Genomic DNA, 16,452 nt, shown 5'->3' with positions numbered 1-16,452 from the left:
AAGTGGTAGAGACGAAGGGGCGCAAGGCCAACCCCGAAGCCCGGATGGCGCTCCTTGACCATCTTAAGGAGCTCAAGAACCGGCTCTTCAAGGCTGCCATCGGCGTTATTCTTGGGACGGTGCTGGGCTTCATCGTCTATCAGCCCCTCTTGGAAGCTCTGATCAAGCCGATCAAGGACCTCAATCAAAAAGAGGGCCGCGCTGCCAGCCTCAACTTTGATGGCGTAGCCAGCTCATTCGACCTCATGGTCCAGGTCTCGGTATTCCTTGGCGTGATCCTTTCCAGTCCTGTCTGGATTTACCAGCTGTGGGCATTCATAGTCCCGGGCCTGCACAAGAAAGAGCGCAGGTTGGCTCTATCGTTTGTAGCAGCTGCCGTTCCGCTGTTTATCGGCGGCGTCCTGCTGGCATGGCTGGTGTTGCCCAACGCCGTGCGTGTCCTCACGGACTTCACACCCACGGGCGCTTCAAACTTCATTAGTGCCGAAATCTACCTTGCGTTCGTCCTCAGGCTTCTTCTGGCTTTTGGAATCGCCTTCCTGGTGCCGGTGGTACTGGTTGGGCTGAACCTGGCGGGAATTATCAAGGGCAAGCAACTGGTCAAAAGCTGGCGGATTACGATCTTCCTGGTCTGCCTGTTTGCGGCCATGGCTGCCCCGGGTGCCGACGCCATGAGCATGTTTTACTTGGCGGCGCCCATGCTGCTTCTGTTCTTCGCTGCCATCGGTGTTTGTCTCTGGAACGACCGCCGGCGAGAGCGCCGCGCCATCAAGCGAGCTGCTGAGACCGAAGCCACGGCAGATATTGCCACCCCGGCCTCGGATCTGGAGAATCTCTAGACCTCAGGCCATTAGGCTTGGTGCATGTCCTCCATTTCCGGGTCTCCATCACCATCAGACCGCTACCAGGCGGCCGCTCACCGGGCAGCTGAGGCCAAGACGTATCTTGGTGCCTTTGCCCGGACGCTGGACTTCGAATTGGATGACTTCCAACGTGAGGCGTGCAGATCATTGCAGGAGGGCCGCGGCGTCCTCGTCGCGGCTCCCACAGGTGCGGGAAAGACGATCGTTGGCGAATTTGCCATCTATCTGGCTTTGGAACGCGGGCTCAAAGCGTTCTACACAACACCCATCAAAGCCCTGAGCAACCAGAAATTCTCCGAGCTCGCCGCCAAGTATGGCTCTGCCAACGTTGGCCTGCTGACGGGTGATACAACCATCAACGGTGAGGCTCCCGTTGTGGTGATGACCACCGAAGTCCTCCGCAATATGCTGTACGCCGACTCGGAGACACTCGGCGATCTCGGCTTCGTCGTGATGGACGAGGTCCACTACCTCGCAGACCGCTTCCGCGGAGCCGTCTGGGAGGAAGTCATCATTCACTTGCCCAGTGAAGTGCAGGTTGCTTCGCTGAGCGCCACTGTCTCCAACGCCGAAGAGTTTGGCGCCTGGCTGGATACCGTTCGGGGCGATACTGACGTCATCGTGTCCGAGCACCGGCCCGTACCACTGTGGCAGCACGTCATGGTGGGCAGGGAGATTGTTGACCTTTTTGCCGGCGATACCACTTTCGATGAAATCGCTCCCCAGATACCGGACACAGAAGTTCCGGATCTCAGCGATACTGACGACGCCGTGGATGAGGCTACTCTGCCGGCAGAATCCCGGAAGATCGCCGTTAAGAGTTCTGTGGCATCTCCTGCCCGGCAGGCAGTGACCGGCCCGGAGTTCGAAGTGAACCCCGATCTGCTCGCAATGGCCCGCTCCGAGAGCCGGATGAACTTCAACGGCCGCTTCGGCCACGGTGGCCGGAGCCGCCGACGGCAGGACCGCTATAGGGATGAGCGGCAGACCACTGAACAACGCAGCCCGGTCCGGAAGGCAAGCCGCCCCCAGGTTATTGAAAGCCTTAACCGACAGGGCCTGCTGCCTGCTATTACGTTCATTTTTTCCCGGGCCGGTTGTGACGCTGCAGTGGCCCAGTGCGCGGCATCGGGACTGTGGCTCACTACAGAGCGTGAACAGCAGATCATTGCGCAGCGGGTGGATGAAGCTAGCCACGAGATCCCTGCCGATGACCTCGATGTCTTGGGATTCTGGGGCTGGCGCGACAGCCTCATCCGGGGCTTCGCGGCTCACCACGCGGGCATGCTTCCCACTTTCAAGGAGGTAGTGGAGAAGCTGTTTGCGGATGGCTTGGTCAAGGCAGTTTTTGCCACCGAAACGCTGGCGCTCGGGGTCAACATGCCCGCGCGCTGCGTGGTGCTGGAAAAGCTTGAGAAGTTCAACGGCGAAGCGCACGTCAACATCACGGCGGGGGAGTATACACAGCTCACCGGCAGGGCTGGACGCCGGGGTATCGACGTCGAGGGCCATGCCGTAGTCCTGTGGCAGCCGGGAACGGATCCGGCTGCCGTTGCTGGCTTGGCATCCCGCCGCACCTACCCGCTGAATTCCAGCTTCAGGCCCACGTACAACATGAGCATCAACCTGATAGCCCAATTTGGGCGGGTCCGGGCACGGGAAATCCTTGAGTCGTCCTTCGCGCAGTTCCAGGCGGACCGCTCTGTCGTCGGGCTGGCGAGGCAGGTCCGTGGCCGTGAGGAGTCGTTGGCAGGATACGCGAAATCCATGGAGTGCCATCTTGGCGACTTCACCGAATACGCCAGGCTCCGGCGGGAGCTTAGTGATACTGAGCAGTTCGCTGCCCGGGACTACCAACGCGCGCGGAAATCCAGGGTGGCGGACTCGCTGACGCGGCTTATTCCAGGGGACGTCATCAGCGTCTCCAGCGGCAGGCTGGCGGGGTACGCCGTCGTGCTAGATTCTGATGCCAACGCCCGCGAGCCCAGGCCTTCGGTCCTCACCTCGGACAATCAACTGCGCCGGATCGGCGTCCACGACGTCGACGCCCCGGTCTCTCCTGTAACCCGGATCAGGATCCCGAAATCCTTTAATGCCAAGGTCCCTAAATCGCGGCGTGACCTCGCCTCCTCCATGCGCCATGCAATCAGCGACGACGCCCCCAAATCGCGCCGCAACAGCAGGCATGAAGACTTTGGCTTGGGGTCCCGGCTCCCGGACCAGGAACAGAAGATCACTGAACTGCGCAGGGCGCTCAGGGCCCATCCCTGCCATGGATGCAGTGAACGCGAAGACCACGCACGCTGGGGGGAGCGTTGGTGGAAACTTCGCAAGGAGACAGACGGCCTGATCCGCCAGATCCAAAGCAGGACCAACACGATTGCCAAAACGTTCGATCGCGTATGCGACGTCCTGTCCGCCTACGGTTACCTCGAAACCAACGACGCCGGAACGGTCACCATCAGCACGGACGGCCAGCGGCTGCGGCGCATTTACGGTGAGAAGGACCTGCTCATTTCACAGTCCATCAGGCGTGGTGCCATCAACGATCTCGATGCTGCCGAGCTGGCCTCGTTGGCCAGCACCCTGGTGTACCAGGCAAAGCGCGAAGACAGGGGCCTTCGCCCGAGGATGCCCTCGGTTGCACTGGAAACGGCGGTGGACATCGTCGTCCGGGAATGGTCGCAACTTGAGGACACAGAGGAACAGAACAGGCTTCCGCTGACCGGCGAACCGGAGCTGGGCCTCATGTGGCCGATGTATAAGTGGGCCAAAGGCCGCCATCTCCAGGACGTGCTCAGCGGCACAGACCTTGCTGCAGGGGACTTCGTCCGTTGGGCAAAGCAAGTGGTTGACCTCCTGGACCAGCTCGCCAAAATTCCACAGTTGGATCCGCGCTTGACGCGGATCTGCCGTGAATCCATCGATCTGGTCCGCCGGGGTGTCGTGGCTTACTCCACTGTCGCCTGAACCTCCACAGCCGCCTGTACCTGCACAGTAGCGCCTGACCCGGAACCGCTTTAGAGACCCCCAGACCTTCTTCAAACGCTCAAGGAGCACACCGCATGAACCAGCCAGGCCTGTCCGCCGGCGACCGCCCCAACGAAAACGTCCGTAAGGTCACCCTTTACCGGAACGGTTCCATCTATACCGCTGCCGATCCGTTCGCTACCGCCATGGTGGTGGACGGTGACACGGTCGCGTGGGTGGGCTCCGAGCAAGCGGCGACGTCCATCGCGGATTCCACCATGGACGTCATTGATCTTCGGGGAGCCCTCGTGGCGCCGGGCTTTGTTGACTCCCATGCGCACTTGACGGAGACGGGCCTCGCTTTGGCTGGACTGTCCTTGACGGGCGTGCGCTCTGCCCGGGAACTGCTGGACGCCGTTGCCGCCGCTGGCGGTACAGGAACGGTGATTGGGCATGGCTGGGATGAAACAACCTGGCAGGATGCCACCCTTCCAACGCTTGAAGAGCTGGAACAGGCCTCGGCTGGCAGGCAGGTTTACCTTTCGCGCATTGACGTTCATTCCGCCCTCGTTTCGTCCTCCCTGGCGGCGTCGGCAGGCCTTGCCGGCATGGACGGCTTCACGGGGGACAGTGGGCGCGTAGTCAGGACGGCCCACACCGCTGCCCGTCTCGCGGCACGGCGCTTCAGTGACACCGAGCGGAGTGGGTATCAGGAACAGGCCCTGCATCATGCGGCTTCCAACGGGTACGTTGCCTTGGCTGAAATGTCGGCCCCCCACATTTGCGGGCCGGAAGATCTTCGCATGGCCATGTCCTGGAACAGGCAACAGGGCAAACCGCAGGTGCTGCCATATTGGGGCGAGCTGGCGTCATCCGAAGATCACGCCCGCAGCATACTGGACAGCGTGGGACCCGAGGTCCTGGGCTTGGCGGGAGACCTGAACATCGACGGATCCATCGGGTCACGAACAGCTGCCTTGAGGCAAGACTATTCCGATGCGCCGGGCCAACGCGGCAATTTGTATCTTTCAGTAGATGAGGCCGCCAAGCACCTTGCCGCATGCTCACTTCTGGGCGTCCAGGCCGGTTTCCACATCATTGGTGATGCGGGCCTCGATGTTGCGCTTGACGCATTGGATGCCGCAGCCGCCGAGGTGGGGGAGCAGCGGATCCGCGCAGCAGGTCACCGCTTTGAACATGTTGAGCTTGCCGATCAGGCCGCAGTGGACAAGTTGGCCAGATACTCGGTGACGGTCTCCATGCAACCGTCCTTCGATGCTGTGTGGGGAGGGCCCGGAAGACTCTACGAGCAACGGCTAGGCGGCCGCAGCAAGGCCATGAACACCTTTGCTGCGTTCTACGCCAGCGGAGTTCCGATCACCTTTGGCAGCGATAGCCCCGTGACACCACTCAGCCCTTGGTCAAGCATCCGGGCCTGCCTGGAACACAGCAACCCGGACCAGCGCATTTCGGCCCGCGCCGCTTTCCTTGGCCACACCAGGGCGGGCTGGCGGGCCACCAAGCACAGGAACCCTCTCATGGGCCAACTCGTCCCGGGTGCGCCAGCCAGCTTCGCAGTATGGGAAATTGAGGAACTCATGGTGCAGGTGGCGGATAGCCGCGTGCAATCCTGGAGCACCGATCCCCGTGCCCGGACCCCCTTGCTCCCTGCCCTGGATACCGGCACTGATCCTGTGTGCCTGCAGACCGTGAGGGAAGGCCAGGAGCTCTTCGCGCACGAATCCCTCCGCGTCTGAGGGCACTATTTCCTTGCCTTCGAATGCGGCGCCTGAACTGGGACGATGCACGAACGCGCAGGTCAACCCCTGGTTGACAGCTTTTGTAAAGTCCGTAACATTGAGGCTCAACAGATTGTTAAGGCTTGGGGTTCCCCCGGAAGTAACTATCTGGTCGTGGCCAGGACGTAGTCTGGTGGCGGTACGCGAGTGGGCAGGCCCATAGGGCCCCAGAAAACAGTTCGTCCGGCAAATTACCTGTCCGGACAACACTGGTCCTGGGTCTATGGACCTGCCCGCAGCGCTTTAGGTCCGTGTGGCCGGGGACACAGCTGCCCATAGGAGTGCGCAGGATCGTCCTATAATGGAGAGTTGCGCCAGAACGCCAGCCTTAAGGCTGGCCCGGCACACTGACCGCTCCATCAAGGAAAGGCCTCTTCTTGCGTGTCCTGACGATCATCCCTACCTACAACGAGCTGGAATCGCTCCCCAAGACATTGGGTCGGCTGCGGACCGCAGTGCCTGAGTCGGACGTCCTGGTGGTTGATGACAACAGCCCGGACGGCACGGGACAACTTGCTGACGGCATAGCCGCCGAGGACAAGCAAGTGCACGTACTGCACCGCAAGGGCAAGGAAGGCCTTGGCGCGGCGTACATCGCCGGCTTCAAGTGGGGCCTCGCCGCCGGGTATGACGTTCTGGTGGAGATGGACGCCGATGGCTCCCACAAGCCCGAGCAGCTGCCCCTCCTCCTTGATGCGGTCAAAGAGGGCGCCGACCTCGCCATGGGCTCGCGCTGGGTACCGGGAGGCAGTGTTGTGAACTGGCCTCTCTACCGCCAGGCAATCTCCCGCATCGGCAGCACCTATGCCCGCATCATGCTTGGCCTGAAAATCAAGGACGTCACGGGCGGCTACCGTGCCTTCCGCCGCAGCACACTTGAAGCCCTCAAGTTGGATGAAGTGGATTCAGTGGGTTACGGCTTCCAGGTTGATCTCGCCTGGCGCGTGGCCAAGCTCGGCCTGCGTATCGAGGAGCGTCCTATCACCTTTGTTGAGCGGGAACTCGGTGCATCGAAGATGAGCGGCAACATTGTGCTGGAAGCCATGATCAACGTCACCAAATGGGGCCTGGCAGCACGGTGGGCCAAGCTCACCGGAAAACAGCCTGCCCTCGCAAAATAAAGATAGCTTCCACAAGAAAAGGCCGGACCGGTTCCCAAAGGAGCCGGTCCGGCCTTTTTGCTTGAGTTTGAAGACTAAGCTGAGCGGCGCTCTCCGCGGCGCTCACGCAGGATGTTCAAACGATCCTCAAGGATCTGCTCCAGCTCCGGAAGGCTGCGGCGTTCCAGGAGCATGTCCCAGTGGGTACGGACGGCCTTCTCGTTGGCATCCACGGGACGCTCGCCGTCTACGAGCAAGGCTTCCTTGCCAGTCTTGGAAACCCAAACAGGGGGGATCTCGGCTTCAGCAGAGAAGGTGACGAAGACCTGCTCGCCGTCCTCGCAGCGGTATTCAACCCGCTGGCGCGGTGCCGGTTCAACGCCGGACTCGGTTTCCATGCTTTGGGCGCCAAGACGCATACCCCGCAGGCTGCGATCGCTCATGATTACTCCCTCTGTCTGTTCGCGGAGCCTGAACTCCGCGCTAGCCGTAAGCCGTTTTCACGGTCCCTACGGACTACTTCTGCACACCTTGCATCACTAATTGCAACGCCTGGCCAAGCTTTAATGTTCCATCAACACTGAACCAGCCGGACAAATATCCCATTATACGCGGATCGATGGTCAGTACCCAAAAGCAGTGCAAAACGCGATGAGCGGCCAGCCATTTGGCTGACCGCTCAACTGCCTCACAACAGAGTTACTCTGTTGGCCTTGAGTGTGCTGCCGTGGTGGATTCCACCGGGGCTGCCGGCTCCGAGCCCGCAGCTTTGTTGCTGCCGCCAAAGAAGCCAGTAGCATCGGTGTCGCCGTTGGCGCCTCCGAGCGCACTCCCAATGCCCTTCAAGGCCTCGCCAACTTCGCTGGGGATGATCCACAGCTTATTGGAACTGCCCTCAGCGAGCTTGGGTAGCGTCTGCAGGTACTGGTAAGCCAAAAGCTTCTGGTCGGGGTTGCCCTTGTGGATCGCGTCAAAGACTTTCTGAATGGCCTGGGCTTCACCGTCGGCCCGAAGGATGGCGGCCTTCGCATCACCTTCAGCTGCGAGGATGGCCGCTTGGCGCTGGCCTTCGGCTGTAAGGATTTGCGACTGCTTGGTTCCCTCAGCAGTCAGGATCGCTGCTCGACGGTCGCGCTCTGCACGCATCTGCTTTTCCATCGAGTCCTGGATGGAGTGGGGCGGATCAATAGCCTTCAGTTCCACACGCGAAACGCGGATGCCCCAGCGGCCTGTGGCTTCGTCCAACACTCCACGTAGCTGGCCATTGATCTGGTCACGGGAGGTTAGTGCCTCTTCCAGGTTGAGGCCACCCACCACGTTACGAAGCGTGGTGGTGGTCAGCTGCTCTACCGCCTGGATGTAGTTGGCGATCTCGTAGGTAGCTGCGCGGGGGTCCGTTACCTGGAAGTAGACCACGGTGTCGATCGAAACCACGAGGTTGTCCTCGGTGATGACTGGCTGCGGCGGGAAGGACACCACCTGCTCGCGGAGGTCGAGCAACGGCAGGAGCCTGTCGACGAACGGAATCAGGATGGTAAGGCCCGGGTTGAGCGTGCGCTGGTACTTGCCGAGGCGTTCAACGACGCCGGCACGTGCCTGCGGGATGATCCTTACCGAGCGGACCAACACGATGATGACAAAAATGACGAGAACAATCAGCACAACTGCTGCCGCTGTTCCTCCTAAACCGTCCATGCGTCTCCTTGATTCCCCAATTGCGTGGCTTGCTTTGGCCTTTTGCGGGCAGGTTGCCAGCCCGTTATCCGCAGAATTCTGGTTTTCCGGTTCGAATCAGCGCGGGCTGTTTTCGGCAGGCGAGGCTACTACCGCCGTCGCGCCGTCAATCCTGGTGACCTGAACGGTGGCGCCGGCGTCGAGGACTCCGGCGGTGCTGCGCGCGCTCCAGACGTCGCCGCCGATCTTTACCAGGCCGCTGGTGCCCGTGACGGCTTCTATGACGAGGGCGGGCTGTCCGATAAGCCGGTCGATGTTCGTCCGCTGTTCTGCTGGTCCCTTATGCAGGTGTTTCAAGGCGACCGGCCGCACGAAAGCGATCATCAAGAGGGAGACCACGCTGAAGATGACGATCTGGAGCCAGAAATCCGCCCCGGCGAAGTCGGCAATGAGCCCTGCCAGCGCGCCTCCGCCGAGCATGATGAAGAAGAGGTCGAGTGTGAGCATCTCCACCACCGCGAACGCGAGGAAGACCGTGAGCCAGAGAGCCCACCAATTCTCGCCGAGCCATTCAAACATCATTTCCCCCTTGGTCCCGGACCCCGTCGAAGACGGGATCACAGTCGCTGTTCCTCCATCCTAGCCCGACGCCGAGTTCCTCGTCAGGAAGCCGAAGCACCCACTGTGAAGAGGCTGATACGGAACTTCGCCGTGGTTGCTGCGGCTCTATCCTCGCCGGCCAGCAGTGCGAGTTCTTCGGGCTTGATGTGGTGACCGGCCGGTCCCATATAGGCGATGTCGGCCAGCTCGGAGCCCGTGAGGGTGAGCGGCACGTCCAGGTTGTACGTTGAATCCGCGTGGAAATAGCCGCCCAGGGATTCAGCCAAACGCTCGGCCTTGCCTTCCTCAATACTGAGCATTCCGGTGCGGGCAGCGATTTCAGCCAGGTGTCCTTGCTGCGGTGTCACCACAATCAGCTTTCCACCGGGTCGCAGCACCCGGGCGAACTCCGGCGGATTCCTTGGAGCGAACACCACCAGGATCACGTCCACCGCGTCATCGGCTACGGGAAACGGACGCCAAATATCCCAGACGAGGTTGGCAGCATCCCCGTTGAGCCGTGCAGCGCGGCGGAGTGCGAATTTGGAGATGTCCAGGCCTATCGCAGAAGCCGGAGTGCTTTCCAGGACACTGTGGAGGTAGTGCCCGGTGCCCGTGCCGGCGTCGAGAACCACGGCCCCGGGCCGCTGCAGCGATGCGGCTGCCAGGCCAGCGACTCGCTGGGCCAAAGCAGCGTAATGTCCGCTGTCTAGGAATCGATGCCGGGCTCCCACCATCTCCGCCGAATCAGCTTCGAAGACTGTGCCCTTACCTGTCAGCAGGTTGAAGTAACCTTGCTTCGCGGCGTCGAATACATGCCCGGAGCCGCAAACGAGCCTCCGCTGCGGATCCTCGACAAGCTGAAACCGCCCTTCGCAAACGGGACAACGGAGGGCGGCAACGGCATCGGACAACATGGATTCAATCCTACGGTGGGCCGGAGTGTCTGGTGCCTGCGCCAGGGCGGCGGGGCTAGGCTCACCAAGGTGAAACCCGAGCAGCTGCCTTTGTTGAACTCCGTCTCCGCCCCTGCCATCCATCCGGACGGTACTAAAGCGGTGGTATCCGTGGTCAGGCCTGATTTCGACGCCGATGCTTACGTTGGTCAATTGTGGAACGTACCGCTGGACACCAACAAGCGCCCACGACGCATCACCCGCGGGTTCAGGGACACTTCCCCGGCTTTCTCGCCTGACGGCCTGGTTTTGGCCTTCCTGCGCAGCGATGCAGAGGGAAAAGCGCAACTGTTTGTTGTGGAGTCGGCAGGGGGCGAACCGCAGCAGGTAACGGATCAGCACGGCGGGGTCAGCGGGTTTGCGTGGGCTCCGGATTCCCATCGGGTGGTCTTCACCAGCCGTGTTGCGGAACCGGGCCGCTATGGAACGGTCGACGGCGTTACTTCCGGCAGCGAAGACGCCCGGCTTATCGCCGTGAACCAGTACCGGATGAACGGCGTGGGGTACGTCCTGGACCAGCGCCAGCAACTGTTTGTGGTTGACGTGCCGGAATTAGGTGGCGAGCCTGTGGTCATTCCCCGCGGCAGAGCCGCCCACGAACGGCCGGGTGCCAAGGTAACCGGGGTTCCCGATGCCAGGCAGACGACGTTTGGCGAATCAGACCATGAGGCGCCGTGTTTCTCCGCCGACGGCAGGTTCGTTTACTTCATAGCTGCCCTACACGACGGGCATGATGACGACCTCGTAACGTCCGTGTACCGGATTGACGCAACGGGCGGCGAACCAGAGCTCATCAAACCCCACAACCCAAAACTGCAGACCGTCACGGCCGTGCGGGCGTCCACCGATGGCCGCTCGCTCTTCTTCACCGCACAGGACCTTGGCGATACAGGACGGGATTTTGTCGCGCGCAACAGCGTCCTCTATTCAATGCCCGTCGCCGGGGGAGATGCCGTTGCCCTCACCGACGTCGAGCATTTGGACATCTCAGGTCCGCTGGAACCGAGCGGACCGGACAGCGTCCTGGTCCTGAACACAGCATTGGGCAGCGTGGAGCTCCTCGATGTCACGGCGGCGGGAAGCCTTACGCCACTGGTGCATGGCGCCCGCGTGGTCACCGGAGCCACAGTTGCTGCCAATGGTGAAATTGCCGTGAGCTTCCTGGACGCGTCCACCGCTGGCGACGTCGGCTCCCTGGAGCGTGGTGAACTGCGCCTGCTGACAGACTTCTCTGCGGAACTACGGAATAGCTCAAGGGTCAGTGAGCCGCTGGATTTCCAGGCAATCGCCGACGACGGATACCCCGTGAACGGTTGGTTGGTGCTGCCCGACGGACCCGGACCACACCCTGTCCTGCTGAGTATCCATGGAGGTCCGTTTTCCCAATACACGGGAGCCTTCTTTGACGAAGCGCAAGTCTATGCAGCTGCAGGATACGCGGTAGTGATGTGCAATCCGCGGGGCTCCTCAGGCTACGGACAATCCCATGGACGGGTTATCAAGGAGCGAATGGGGACAGCGGACATGCAGGACGTACTCGCCTTCCTGGATGCTGCCTTGTCCGCCCATGCAATCTTGGACGCCGATAGCGTGGGCATCATGGGCGGATCCTATGGCGGTTACCTCACGGCCTGGACCATCGCACACGATCACCGCTTCAAAGGGGCAATTGTCGAACGCGGATTCCTGGACCCTGTCAGCTTTGCCGGCACTTCTGACATCGGCTGGTTTTTTGGCGGCGAGTACGCTGGCGCCACACCCGGTCAGCTTGTGGCACAAAGCCCCTTGGCCGTAGCTGACTCCGTCGTGACACCGACCCTGGTGATCCACAGCGAAAACGATCTTCGGTGTCCCCTCGAACAAGGGCAGCGGTACTACGCGCTCCTCAAGGAGAGGGGAATTGAGACGTCGTTACTCGTCTTCCCGGGCGAAGACCACGAATTGTCGCGTTCCGGGACACCGCATCACCGCAAGCAGCGGTTCGAGCACATCCTTGCCTGGTGGGCCAGGTATCTGCCGACTGCATCAAACCGCGTGACGGGCTGAAGCCCGCTACGGACCAGCTAGCCGTGCAGGAAACCGAGGGTCCGGCGCGCGTCCTCAATGTCCGGATTGGACCACCGTAGGGAGTGTTCCGCGTTGCTGCAAAGCGACCGCAGTTCTGCCTTGTCCACGTAAAGAATTCCCTGCACGTGGTCCGTTTCGTGCTGCACTATGCGTGCCTGCCACCCTGAGAACCATTCCTCCACCGGACGTCCCTCTGGCGTGAGGTAACTCAGTTCCACGTTGCGGTATCTGGTGACCACCGCTTGATAGCCGCTGACGGACAGGCATCCCTCATAGAAGGACGCTGTCTCGCTTCCCAGAGGACGATATTGCGGGTTGAGGACAGCCATGAACTCCAGCGGCTCCCTATGCCGGACCGTTGCCGACTCCGGATCCACCTCGTACTTGTCTTCAAGGACTGCCAACTGCAACGGAATGCCCAACTGAGGAGCCGCCAGTCCAACCCCCGGCGCCGCATGCATGACCTCACGCATCCGCTCTATGAGCGCCTCCAATTCAGCGCCATCAAGCTGGCCGTCATATGGCGCCGCCTGTTGCCGGAGGACGGGGTGCCCGGCTTGAACAATCGGCGGAAGTTCCTCTGTTTCAAGTAGCCGCCGGACTGCGTCCCTGATCTGGAGGGGATTGAAGTCGGTGGCGGGGCTGGGCGCCTCGGAGTGAGGTTGCTGCGTCATGACTTGAGCCTAACGCGAAGGCTCCTCTTCGCGCCCGTTCCCTGCTCCGGGTTCGCCCTTGCCGGGCTTTGGCCTCCGCGTTCAGCTAGGCTCGTCGGATGAGCGAAAGCAACCCCCTGGACCATGTACTCGGGTTTATCAGGACGGTTGAGTCCGGTGGCGGAGCCGCTGAGATCAGCCCGTATCTGGCCCACGACTTCACACTTACGGAATGGCCGCACGCCCTGTCCAAGACCGGGTCCGTCAGGACCCTTCAGGAGACCCTCACTGGCGCGGATCACAGTAAGAACATTGTGGCGAACCAGAGATTTGAGGTAGCCCGCACTACTTGCGAAGGCAACCGGGTAGTCGTGGAGATGAACTGGTCAGCCACGTTGCTCCTGGACCTGCCGCATTGGGACGCCGGCGAAACCGTACGTGCGCGGAGCACTGCTGTATTTGAGCTGCGGGACGGTTTAATTGTCAGCCAGGACACCTACGACTGCTACTACACACTCCCTGAACAAGGGAACTTTCTTAATAACAAGGAACGTCCTGAATGAACACGCACCCTAGCGCATCGTGAATCGCCGCTCCACCAACGCTGAGACAGTGGGAAATTCCAAGGCATATGTAAAAACCGAGTTCCTGGCTGCCATGACTGGGGGAGGCAGGGGCCTTCCGAGTGCCATGTTCAAACTGGCCTGCAAGGATGCGCGGGCGGCTGCCCGGCGTCGGTCCTTCTCGAACAACTGAAGCTGGCGACCGACAGCGTGTCCCCTGAGGGAGGCATCAATGAGAGGTGCCAAGGCAGCAGCATCAAGCCATCCAAGGTTCATGCCCTGGCCACCAATGGGACTGATCTCATGGGCGGCATCGCCCAACAACACAGTTCTGCCATGGATCATACGGCCCGCAAGCCTGGACTGGACGTCAAATGGGCTGAGCATGCTGTTGCTTTCCGGATCCAGCACGGCGCCGGTCCGGGCTTGGACCAAGGCAGCCAGGTCTGCCGCCGTCGCTCCATCGGCCGAGACTCCAAGCCGCACCACCCACCGGCGAACATCCCCAGGCAAGGGGAAGGACTCTACGATCCCCTCGGGCTCCAGATACAAGACCGCGTTGTCTCCGTGGCCTGTCCCATCAATGAAATCTCCCATCAGATAACTATCCGGATAGCTACTTGCCGGAAGGCCAGGGAGAAGACGTTGACGTATCAGCGAGTGCGCTCCGTCAGCTGCCACCAAAAGGCGGCTGGTGAAGGTGTGTTCTCCGGAAGGTGAGGCCGCCCGGACGCTGACCGTGCCGCCGTCGTCGGCAAAATGGCGCACGTCTGCGCCGCGGATGATCGCCTCGGAGTCCAACGCCAGAACCGCTTGCTCCAGTGTCTGCTCCGTCACTGGTTGCGGCACTGCGAGGATGAAGGGAAAGTCCGGGTCCCCTGTAAAGGGCAGCTCGGCGATCTTTTTGCCTTTGCTGTACGCAACGCCCCGCTCGATCCGCACGCCGGAAGCCAACAACGGCGCGGATAGACCGGCCCGGTCCAGTTCAGTGAGCGCCGGGGGGTGAATCCCTATTGCCCTGGAACGGTGGCTCTTGTTCAGGCGGCGTTCAAGGATTCGGATCTGGTGCCCTTGTTTGAGCAACAAGGCACCCATGAACAAACCGACCGGACCGGCACCCACGATGATGACGTCAAGCACGTCCGGCCCTCATGTTCGGGATCCATTGCCGGCAGGCTCGTAGACGAGCAGGTTGTGCCAGGGTCCGTTCGGATCCACCCTCCATCCTTCCGGGGCCACCGACTGGAGCTCCCCGGAGGTGAAGCTGCGCCTGATGGAGACCAAACCATCACCGCAGATGAAAGAGCCAACGCCCAAAGGCCAGAAGCCGGCCGCGAAGAGAAGGTAAGCGATGTTGCTCCGCTTGAGGTCATTGTGCAGGGCTACCCTCCGGCACAGTACTTCTGAGTCCTTCAAGACTCCGGCGAGTTGGTCAGCATCGAGATGGTGGAGGATGTGATTCGAGAGGACGATATCGAACCCCCTGCCCTCCGCGACAAGATCGGCGCTGTGCGCTTGCCGGTAGGTGACGCCCTCGATCGCTGGCGCCCGGATCGCAAAATTGTATGCCCGTTCGTCAGGGTCTATGGCAGTTACCTTCAGCGTGTATCCATCCTTGGCGGCCCATCCGGCCAGGCTTCGGGCGACGTCCCCACCACCGCACCCGATGTCCAGCACCGACGCCGTGCCGCTGGCTGCGAGAAGTGGACGGAAGCGATCACGGTACGTCCGGTGCCATCCGGAAAGGAGTCGGTTAACCGCGGGGAAGCGGGCGTAACTGCGATCCAGGCGCCGGAGGTCACAATCAGGCCGGTCCATGTCCTCGATGGCATCCACGTCCCTGTCTTTCAGGGATCCCCACGGGCTCACGGGGTGGGAGAGACCAATGTAAAGAGGCCAGTCTCCACCGTGAGGCCGGGACCGAACGCCATGGAGCAGATTGGTTCCTCCCGTTGGTTTGCCGGCTGCCCGAGCATGTACTTCAAAACAAAGAGGACGGTGGCGCTACTCATGTTGCCGTATTCCCTGAGTGTTTCCCTTGCCGGGACCAGTTGCTCTGCGGTGAGTTCGAGCTTGGATTCGACCTTGTCCAGAATGCTGCGCCCACCGGGGTGAATGGCCCAGTGCGTTATATCGCGATAGGGGAGTTCTGCCAGTCGCGGCTCTTTCGCGAGCAACGGCTCCAACGCCCCGGTGATGTGCTCCTCGATGATGTGGGGCACATAGGAACCCAAGACCATTTCAAATCCCTCGTCGCCAATATTCCAGGCCATTGCCTCTTCACCAACGGGGGTGAGGACCGTTTCGAAGTGGTCCAGCCTGATCACCGGTTCGGGCCCTTGGGGTTCCTTGGACGTCACAATGGCCGCGGCAGCACCGTCACCGAAGATGGCCGAACCCATGATGGTGTCGGGGTCGTTGGATGTACGCACGTGTAGCGAACAAAGTTCCACACAGATGACCAGTACGACCGCGGCTGGATCTGCCAGGCAGAACTGCTTGGCTGCCTTCAGGGCTGGAAACGCGGCATAGCACCCCATGAAGCCGAGGTGGTAACGCTGCACGGCAGGGTTCAGTCCCAGGGCCCGGACGACCTTGTAGTCGGGACCAGGGTTGAAGAATCCCGTGCAGGACACCGTGATGACATGAGTAATGTCATCGAGGTCGATGTCCGGCACGCGTGCTACGGCAGCCTTGCCGGACTCGATAAAGAGCTTGGTGGCCTCCGTGGCAAAAATCTCGTTCCGGACTTTGGTGCTGGGGCTCAGCACTTGATTGGTCGAGGGGTCAAAGAATCGCGGATTTTCCGGATGCGCGTCGAGGCTCAGCTCTTCCACCGCGGTATATCGGGTATCTATTGCAGCTGAGTCGAAGCAAGTGGATACCAACCGCGAGCCGAGCCTTGTCAGGCCCGGTTGAGCTGCGAAGACGTCGCGTGCCTGCGACTGCACGAGGATGGTTGGCGGAACTGCGGTTTCGAGGGACCTCATGTATACCGGCATGCTTCATTCTTAGCGAGTCGGCGGCTGATGACAATGGTTGGAGCCGCTCAGGCTTCGCGTCCTCCCAATGGCCTGCGGCAGACGCCGCTAGTGTGGTCAATGACCGTTGCCGCATTCGCGACGACGAACGAGAATTTGACGTACTGACCGAGGTTGGTAGTACAGGCAGGCGGTGCCGACAGGGGGACTGTTGGGCAGCACAGAC

Annotated in this window: 14 protein-coding genes; 6 read left to right on the top strand and 8 right to left on the bottom strand. The window is 61.2% G+C overall.

The genetic code is table 11. The annotated features are described in order from the left end of the window. Window positions 1–2 precede the first annotated feature (2 nt). From tatC to LDN90_RS12415, 4 genes are all read left to right on the top strand, one after another. Complete coding sequence (gene tatC / locus LDN90_RS12430; protein ID WP_223945933.1) at window positions 3–839, top strand: twin-arginine translocase subunit TatC; 837 nt, start codon at window positions 3–5, stop codon at window positions 837–839. 24 nt (window positions 840–863) lie between these two features. Continuing rightward, a complete protein-coding gene (locus tag LDN90_RS12425; RefSeq protein ID WP_223945931.1) occupies window positions 864–3,833 on the top strand; it encodes a DEAD/DEAH box helicase in 2,970 nt (989 codons plus the stop codon). Window positions 3,834–3,928: 95 nt separating this feature from the next. Beyond that, the gene (locus tag LDN90_RS12420) at window positions 3,929–5,590 is read left to right on the top strand and encodes an amidohydrolase family protein (RefSeq protein ID WP_223945925.1); all 1,662 of its coding nucleotides are present in this window, start codon (window positions 3,929–3,931) and stop codon (window positions 5,588–5,590) included. Window positions 5,591–6,009: 419 nt separating this feature from the next. Continuing rightward, on the top strand, window positions 6,010–6,753 hold the full coding sequence (locus LDN90_RS12415; protein WP_223945924.1) for a polyprenol monophosphomannose synthase: 744 nt from the start codon (window positions 6,010–6,012) through the stop codon (window positions 6,751–6,753). Between the two features lie 74 nt (window positions 6,754–6,827). Here the strand turns inward: LDN90_RS12415 and LDN90_RS12410 are convergent, their stop codons facing one another. The 4 genes from LDN90_RS12410 to LDN90_RS12395 form a co-directional block, all read right to left on the bottom strand. After that, window positions 6,828–7,175, bottom strand: coding sequence for an RNA polymerase-binding protein RbpA (locus LDN90_RS12410; RefSeq protein ID WP_021470504.1), 348 nt, complete (start codon window positions 7,173–7,175; stop codon window positions 6,828–6,830). 256 nt (window positions 7,176–7,431) lie between these two features. Beyond that, on the bottom strand, window positions 7,432–8,427 hold the full coding sequence (locus tag LDN90_RS12405) for an SPFH domain-containing protein (RefSeq protein WP_223945923.1): 996 nt from the start codon (window positions 8,425–8,427) through the stop codon (window positions 7,432–7,434). 96 nt (window positions 8,428–8,523) lie between these two features. Beyond that, complete coding sequence (locus LDN90_RS12400) at window positions 8,524–8,985, bottom strand: NfeD family protein (protein WP_216925837.1); 462 nt, start codon at window positions 8,983–8,985, stop codon at window positions 8,524–8,526. A gap of 83 nt (window positions 8,986–9,068) precedes the next feature. Continuing rightward, on the bottom strand, window positions 9,069–9,923 hold the full coding sequence (locus LDN90_RS12395; protein WP_223945921.1) for a methyltransferase domain-containing protein: 855 nt from the start codon (window positions 9,921–9,923) through the stop codon (window positions 9,069–9,071). Window positions 9,924–9,992: 69 nt separating this feature from the next. Between LDN90_RS12395 and LDN90_RS12390 the strand changes: the two genes are divergently transcribed. Further along, on the top strand, window positions 9,993–12,008 hold the full coding sequence (locus LDN90_RS12390) for a S9 family peptidase (RefSeq protein WP_223945920.1): 2,016 nt from the start codon (window positions 9,993–9,995) through the stop codon (window positions 12,006–12,008). Between the two features lie 17 nt (window positions 12,009–12,025). Here the strand turns inward: LDN90_RS12390 and LDN90_RS12385 are convergent, their stop codons facing one another. After that, window positions 12,026–12,703: a peptide deformylase gene (locus tag LDN90_RS12385; protein ID WP_216925686.1), complete on the bottom strand. Its 678-nt coding sequence runs from the start codon at window positions 12,701–12,703 to the stop codon at window positions 12,026–12,028. A gap of 98 nt (window positions 12,704–12,801) precedes the next feature. On the opposite strand from LDN90_RS12385, the gene LDN90_RS12380 reads away from it, so the two are divergent. After that, complete coding sequence (locus LDN90_RS12380) at window positions 12,802–13,245, top strand: nuclear transport factor 2 family protein (protein WP_216925685.1); 444 nt, start codon at window positions 12,802–12,804, stop codon at window positions 13,243–13,245. A gap of 9 nt (window positions 13,246–13,254) precedes the next feature. Here the strand turns inward: LDN90_RS12380 and LDN90_RS12375 are convergent, their stop codons facing one another. The 3 genes from LDN90_RS12375 to LDN90_RS12365 are packed head-to-tail and all read right to left on the bottom strand — an operon-like array spanning window position 13,255 to window position 16,247. Next, window positions 13,255–14,385 carry an NAD(P)/FAD-dependent oxidoreductase gene (locus tag LDN90_RS12375; protein WP_223945919.1) on the bottom strand — a complete coding sequence of 377 codons (1,131 nt, stop codon included), beginning with the start codon at window positions 14,383–14,385 and terminating at the stop codon, window positions 13,255–13,257. Between the two features lie 9 nt (window positions 14,386–14,394). Beyond that, a complete protein-coding gene (locus LDN90_RS12370; RefSeq protein WP_223945918.1) occupies window positions 14,395–15,114 on the bottom strand; it encodes a class I SAM-dependent methyltransferase in 720 nt (239 codons plus the stop codon). Then, window positions 15,111–16,247 carry a type III polyketide synthase gene (locus tag LDN90_RS12365; RefSeq protein ID WP_223945917.1) on the bottom strand — a complete coding sequence of 379 codons (1,137 nt, stop codon included), beginning with the start codon at window positions 16,245–16,247 and terminating at the stop codon, window positions 15,111–15,113. Before LDN90_RS12365 ends, LDN90_RS12370 begins: the two co-directional genes overlap by 4 nt. Between the last annotated feature and the right edge of the window lie 205 nt (window positions 16,248–16,452).

Origin of the sequence: Arthrobacter sp. NtRootA1, assembly GCF_019976975.1 — a bacterium.
GTDB classification, from domain to species: domain Bacteria; phylum Actinomycetota; class Actinomycetes; order Actinomycetales; family Micrococcaceae; genus Arthrobacter; species Arthrobacter aromaticivorans.
Note: the sequence above shows the minus strand (reverse complement) of the source record. Positions and strands in the feature narration are given on the sequence as shown.

Excerpts from the sequence above, each read along its gene's own strand:
- LDN90_RS12380 (WP_216925685.1), top strand. The coding sequence starts at position 12,802 with ATGAGCGAAAGCAACCCCCTGGACCATGTACTCGGGTTTATCAGGACG.
- LDN90_RS12405 (WP_223945923.1), bottom strand. The coding sequence starts at position 8,427 with ATGGACGGTTTAGGAGGAACAGCGGCAGCAGTTGTGCTGATTGTTCTC.
- LDN90_RS12395 (WP_223945921.1), bottom strand. The coding sequence starts at position 9,923 with ATGTTGTCCGATGCCGTTGCCGCCCTCCGTTGTCCCGTTTGCGAAGGG.
- LDN90_RS12385 (WP_216925686.1), bottom strand. The coding sequence starts at position 12,703 with ATGACGCAGCAACCTCACTCCGAGGCGCCCAGCCCCGCCACCGACTTC.
- LDN90_RS12365 (WP_223945917.1), bottom strand. The coding sequence starts at position 16,247 with ATGCCGGTATACATGAGGTCCCTCGAAACCGCAGTTCCGCCAACCATC.
- LDN90_RS12420 (WP_223945925.1), top strand. The coding sequence starts at position 3,929 with ATGAACCAGCCAGGCCTGTCCGCCGGCGACCGCCCCAACGAAAACGTC.
- LDN90_RS12400 (WP_216925837.1), bottom strand. The coding sequence starts at position 8,985 with ATGTTTGAATGGCTCGGCGAGAATTGGTGGGCTCTCTGGCTCACGGTC.
- LDN90_RS12410 (WP_021470504.1), bottom strand. The coding sequence starts at position 7,175 with ATGAGCGATCGCAGCCTGCGGGGTATGCGTCTTGGCGCCCAAAGCATG.
- LDN90_RS12425 (WP_223945931.1), top strand. The coding sequence starts at position 864 with ATGTCCTCCATTTCCGGGTCTCCATCACCATCAGACCGCTACCAGGCG.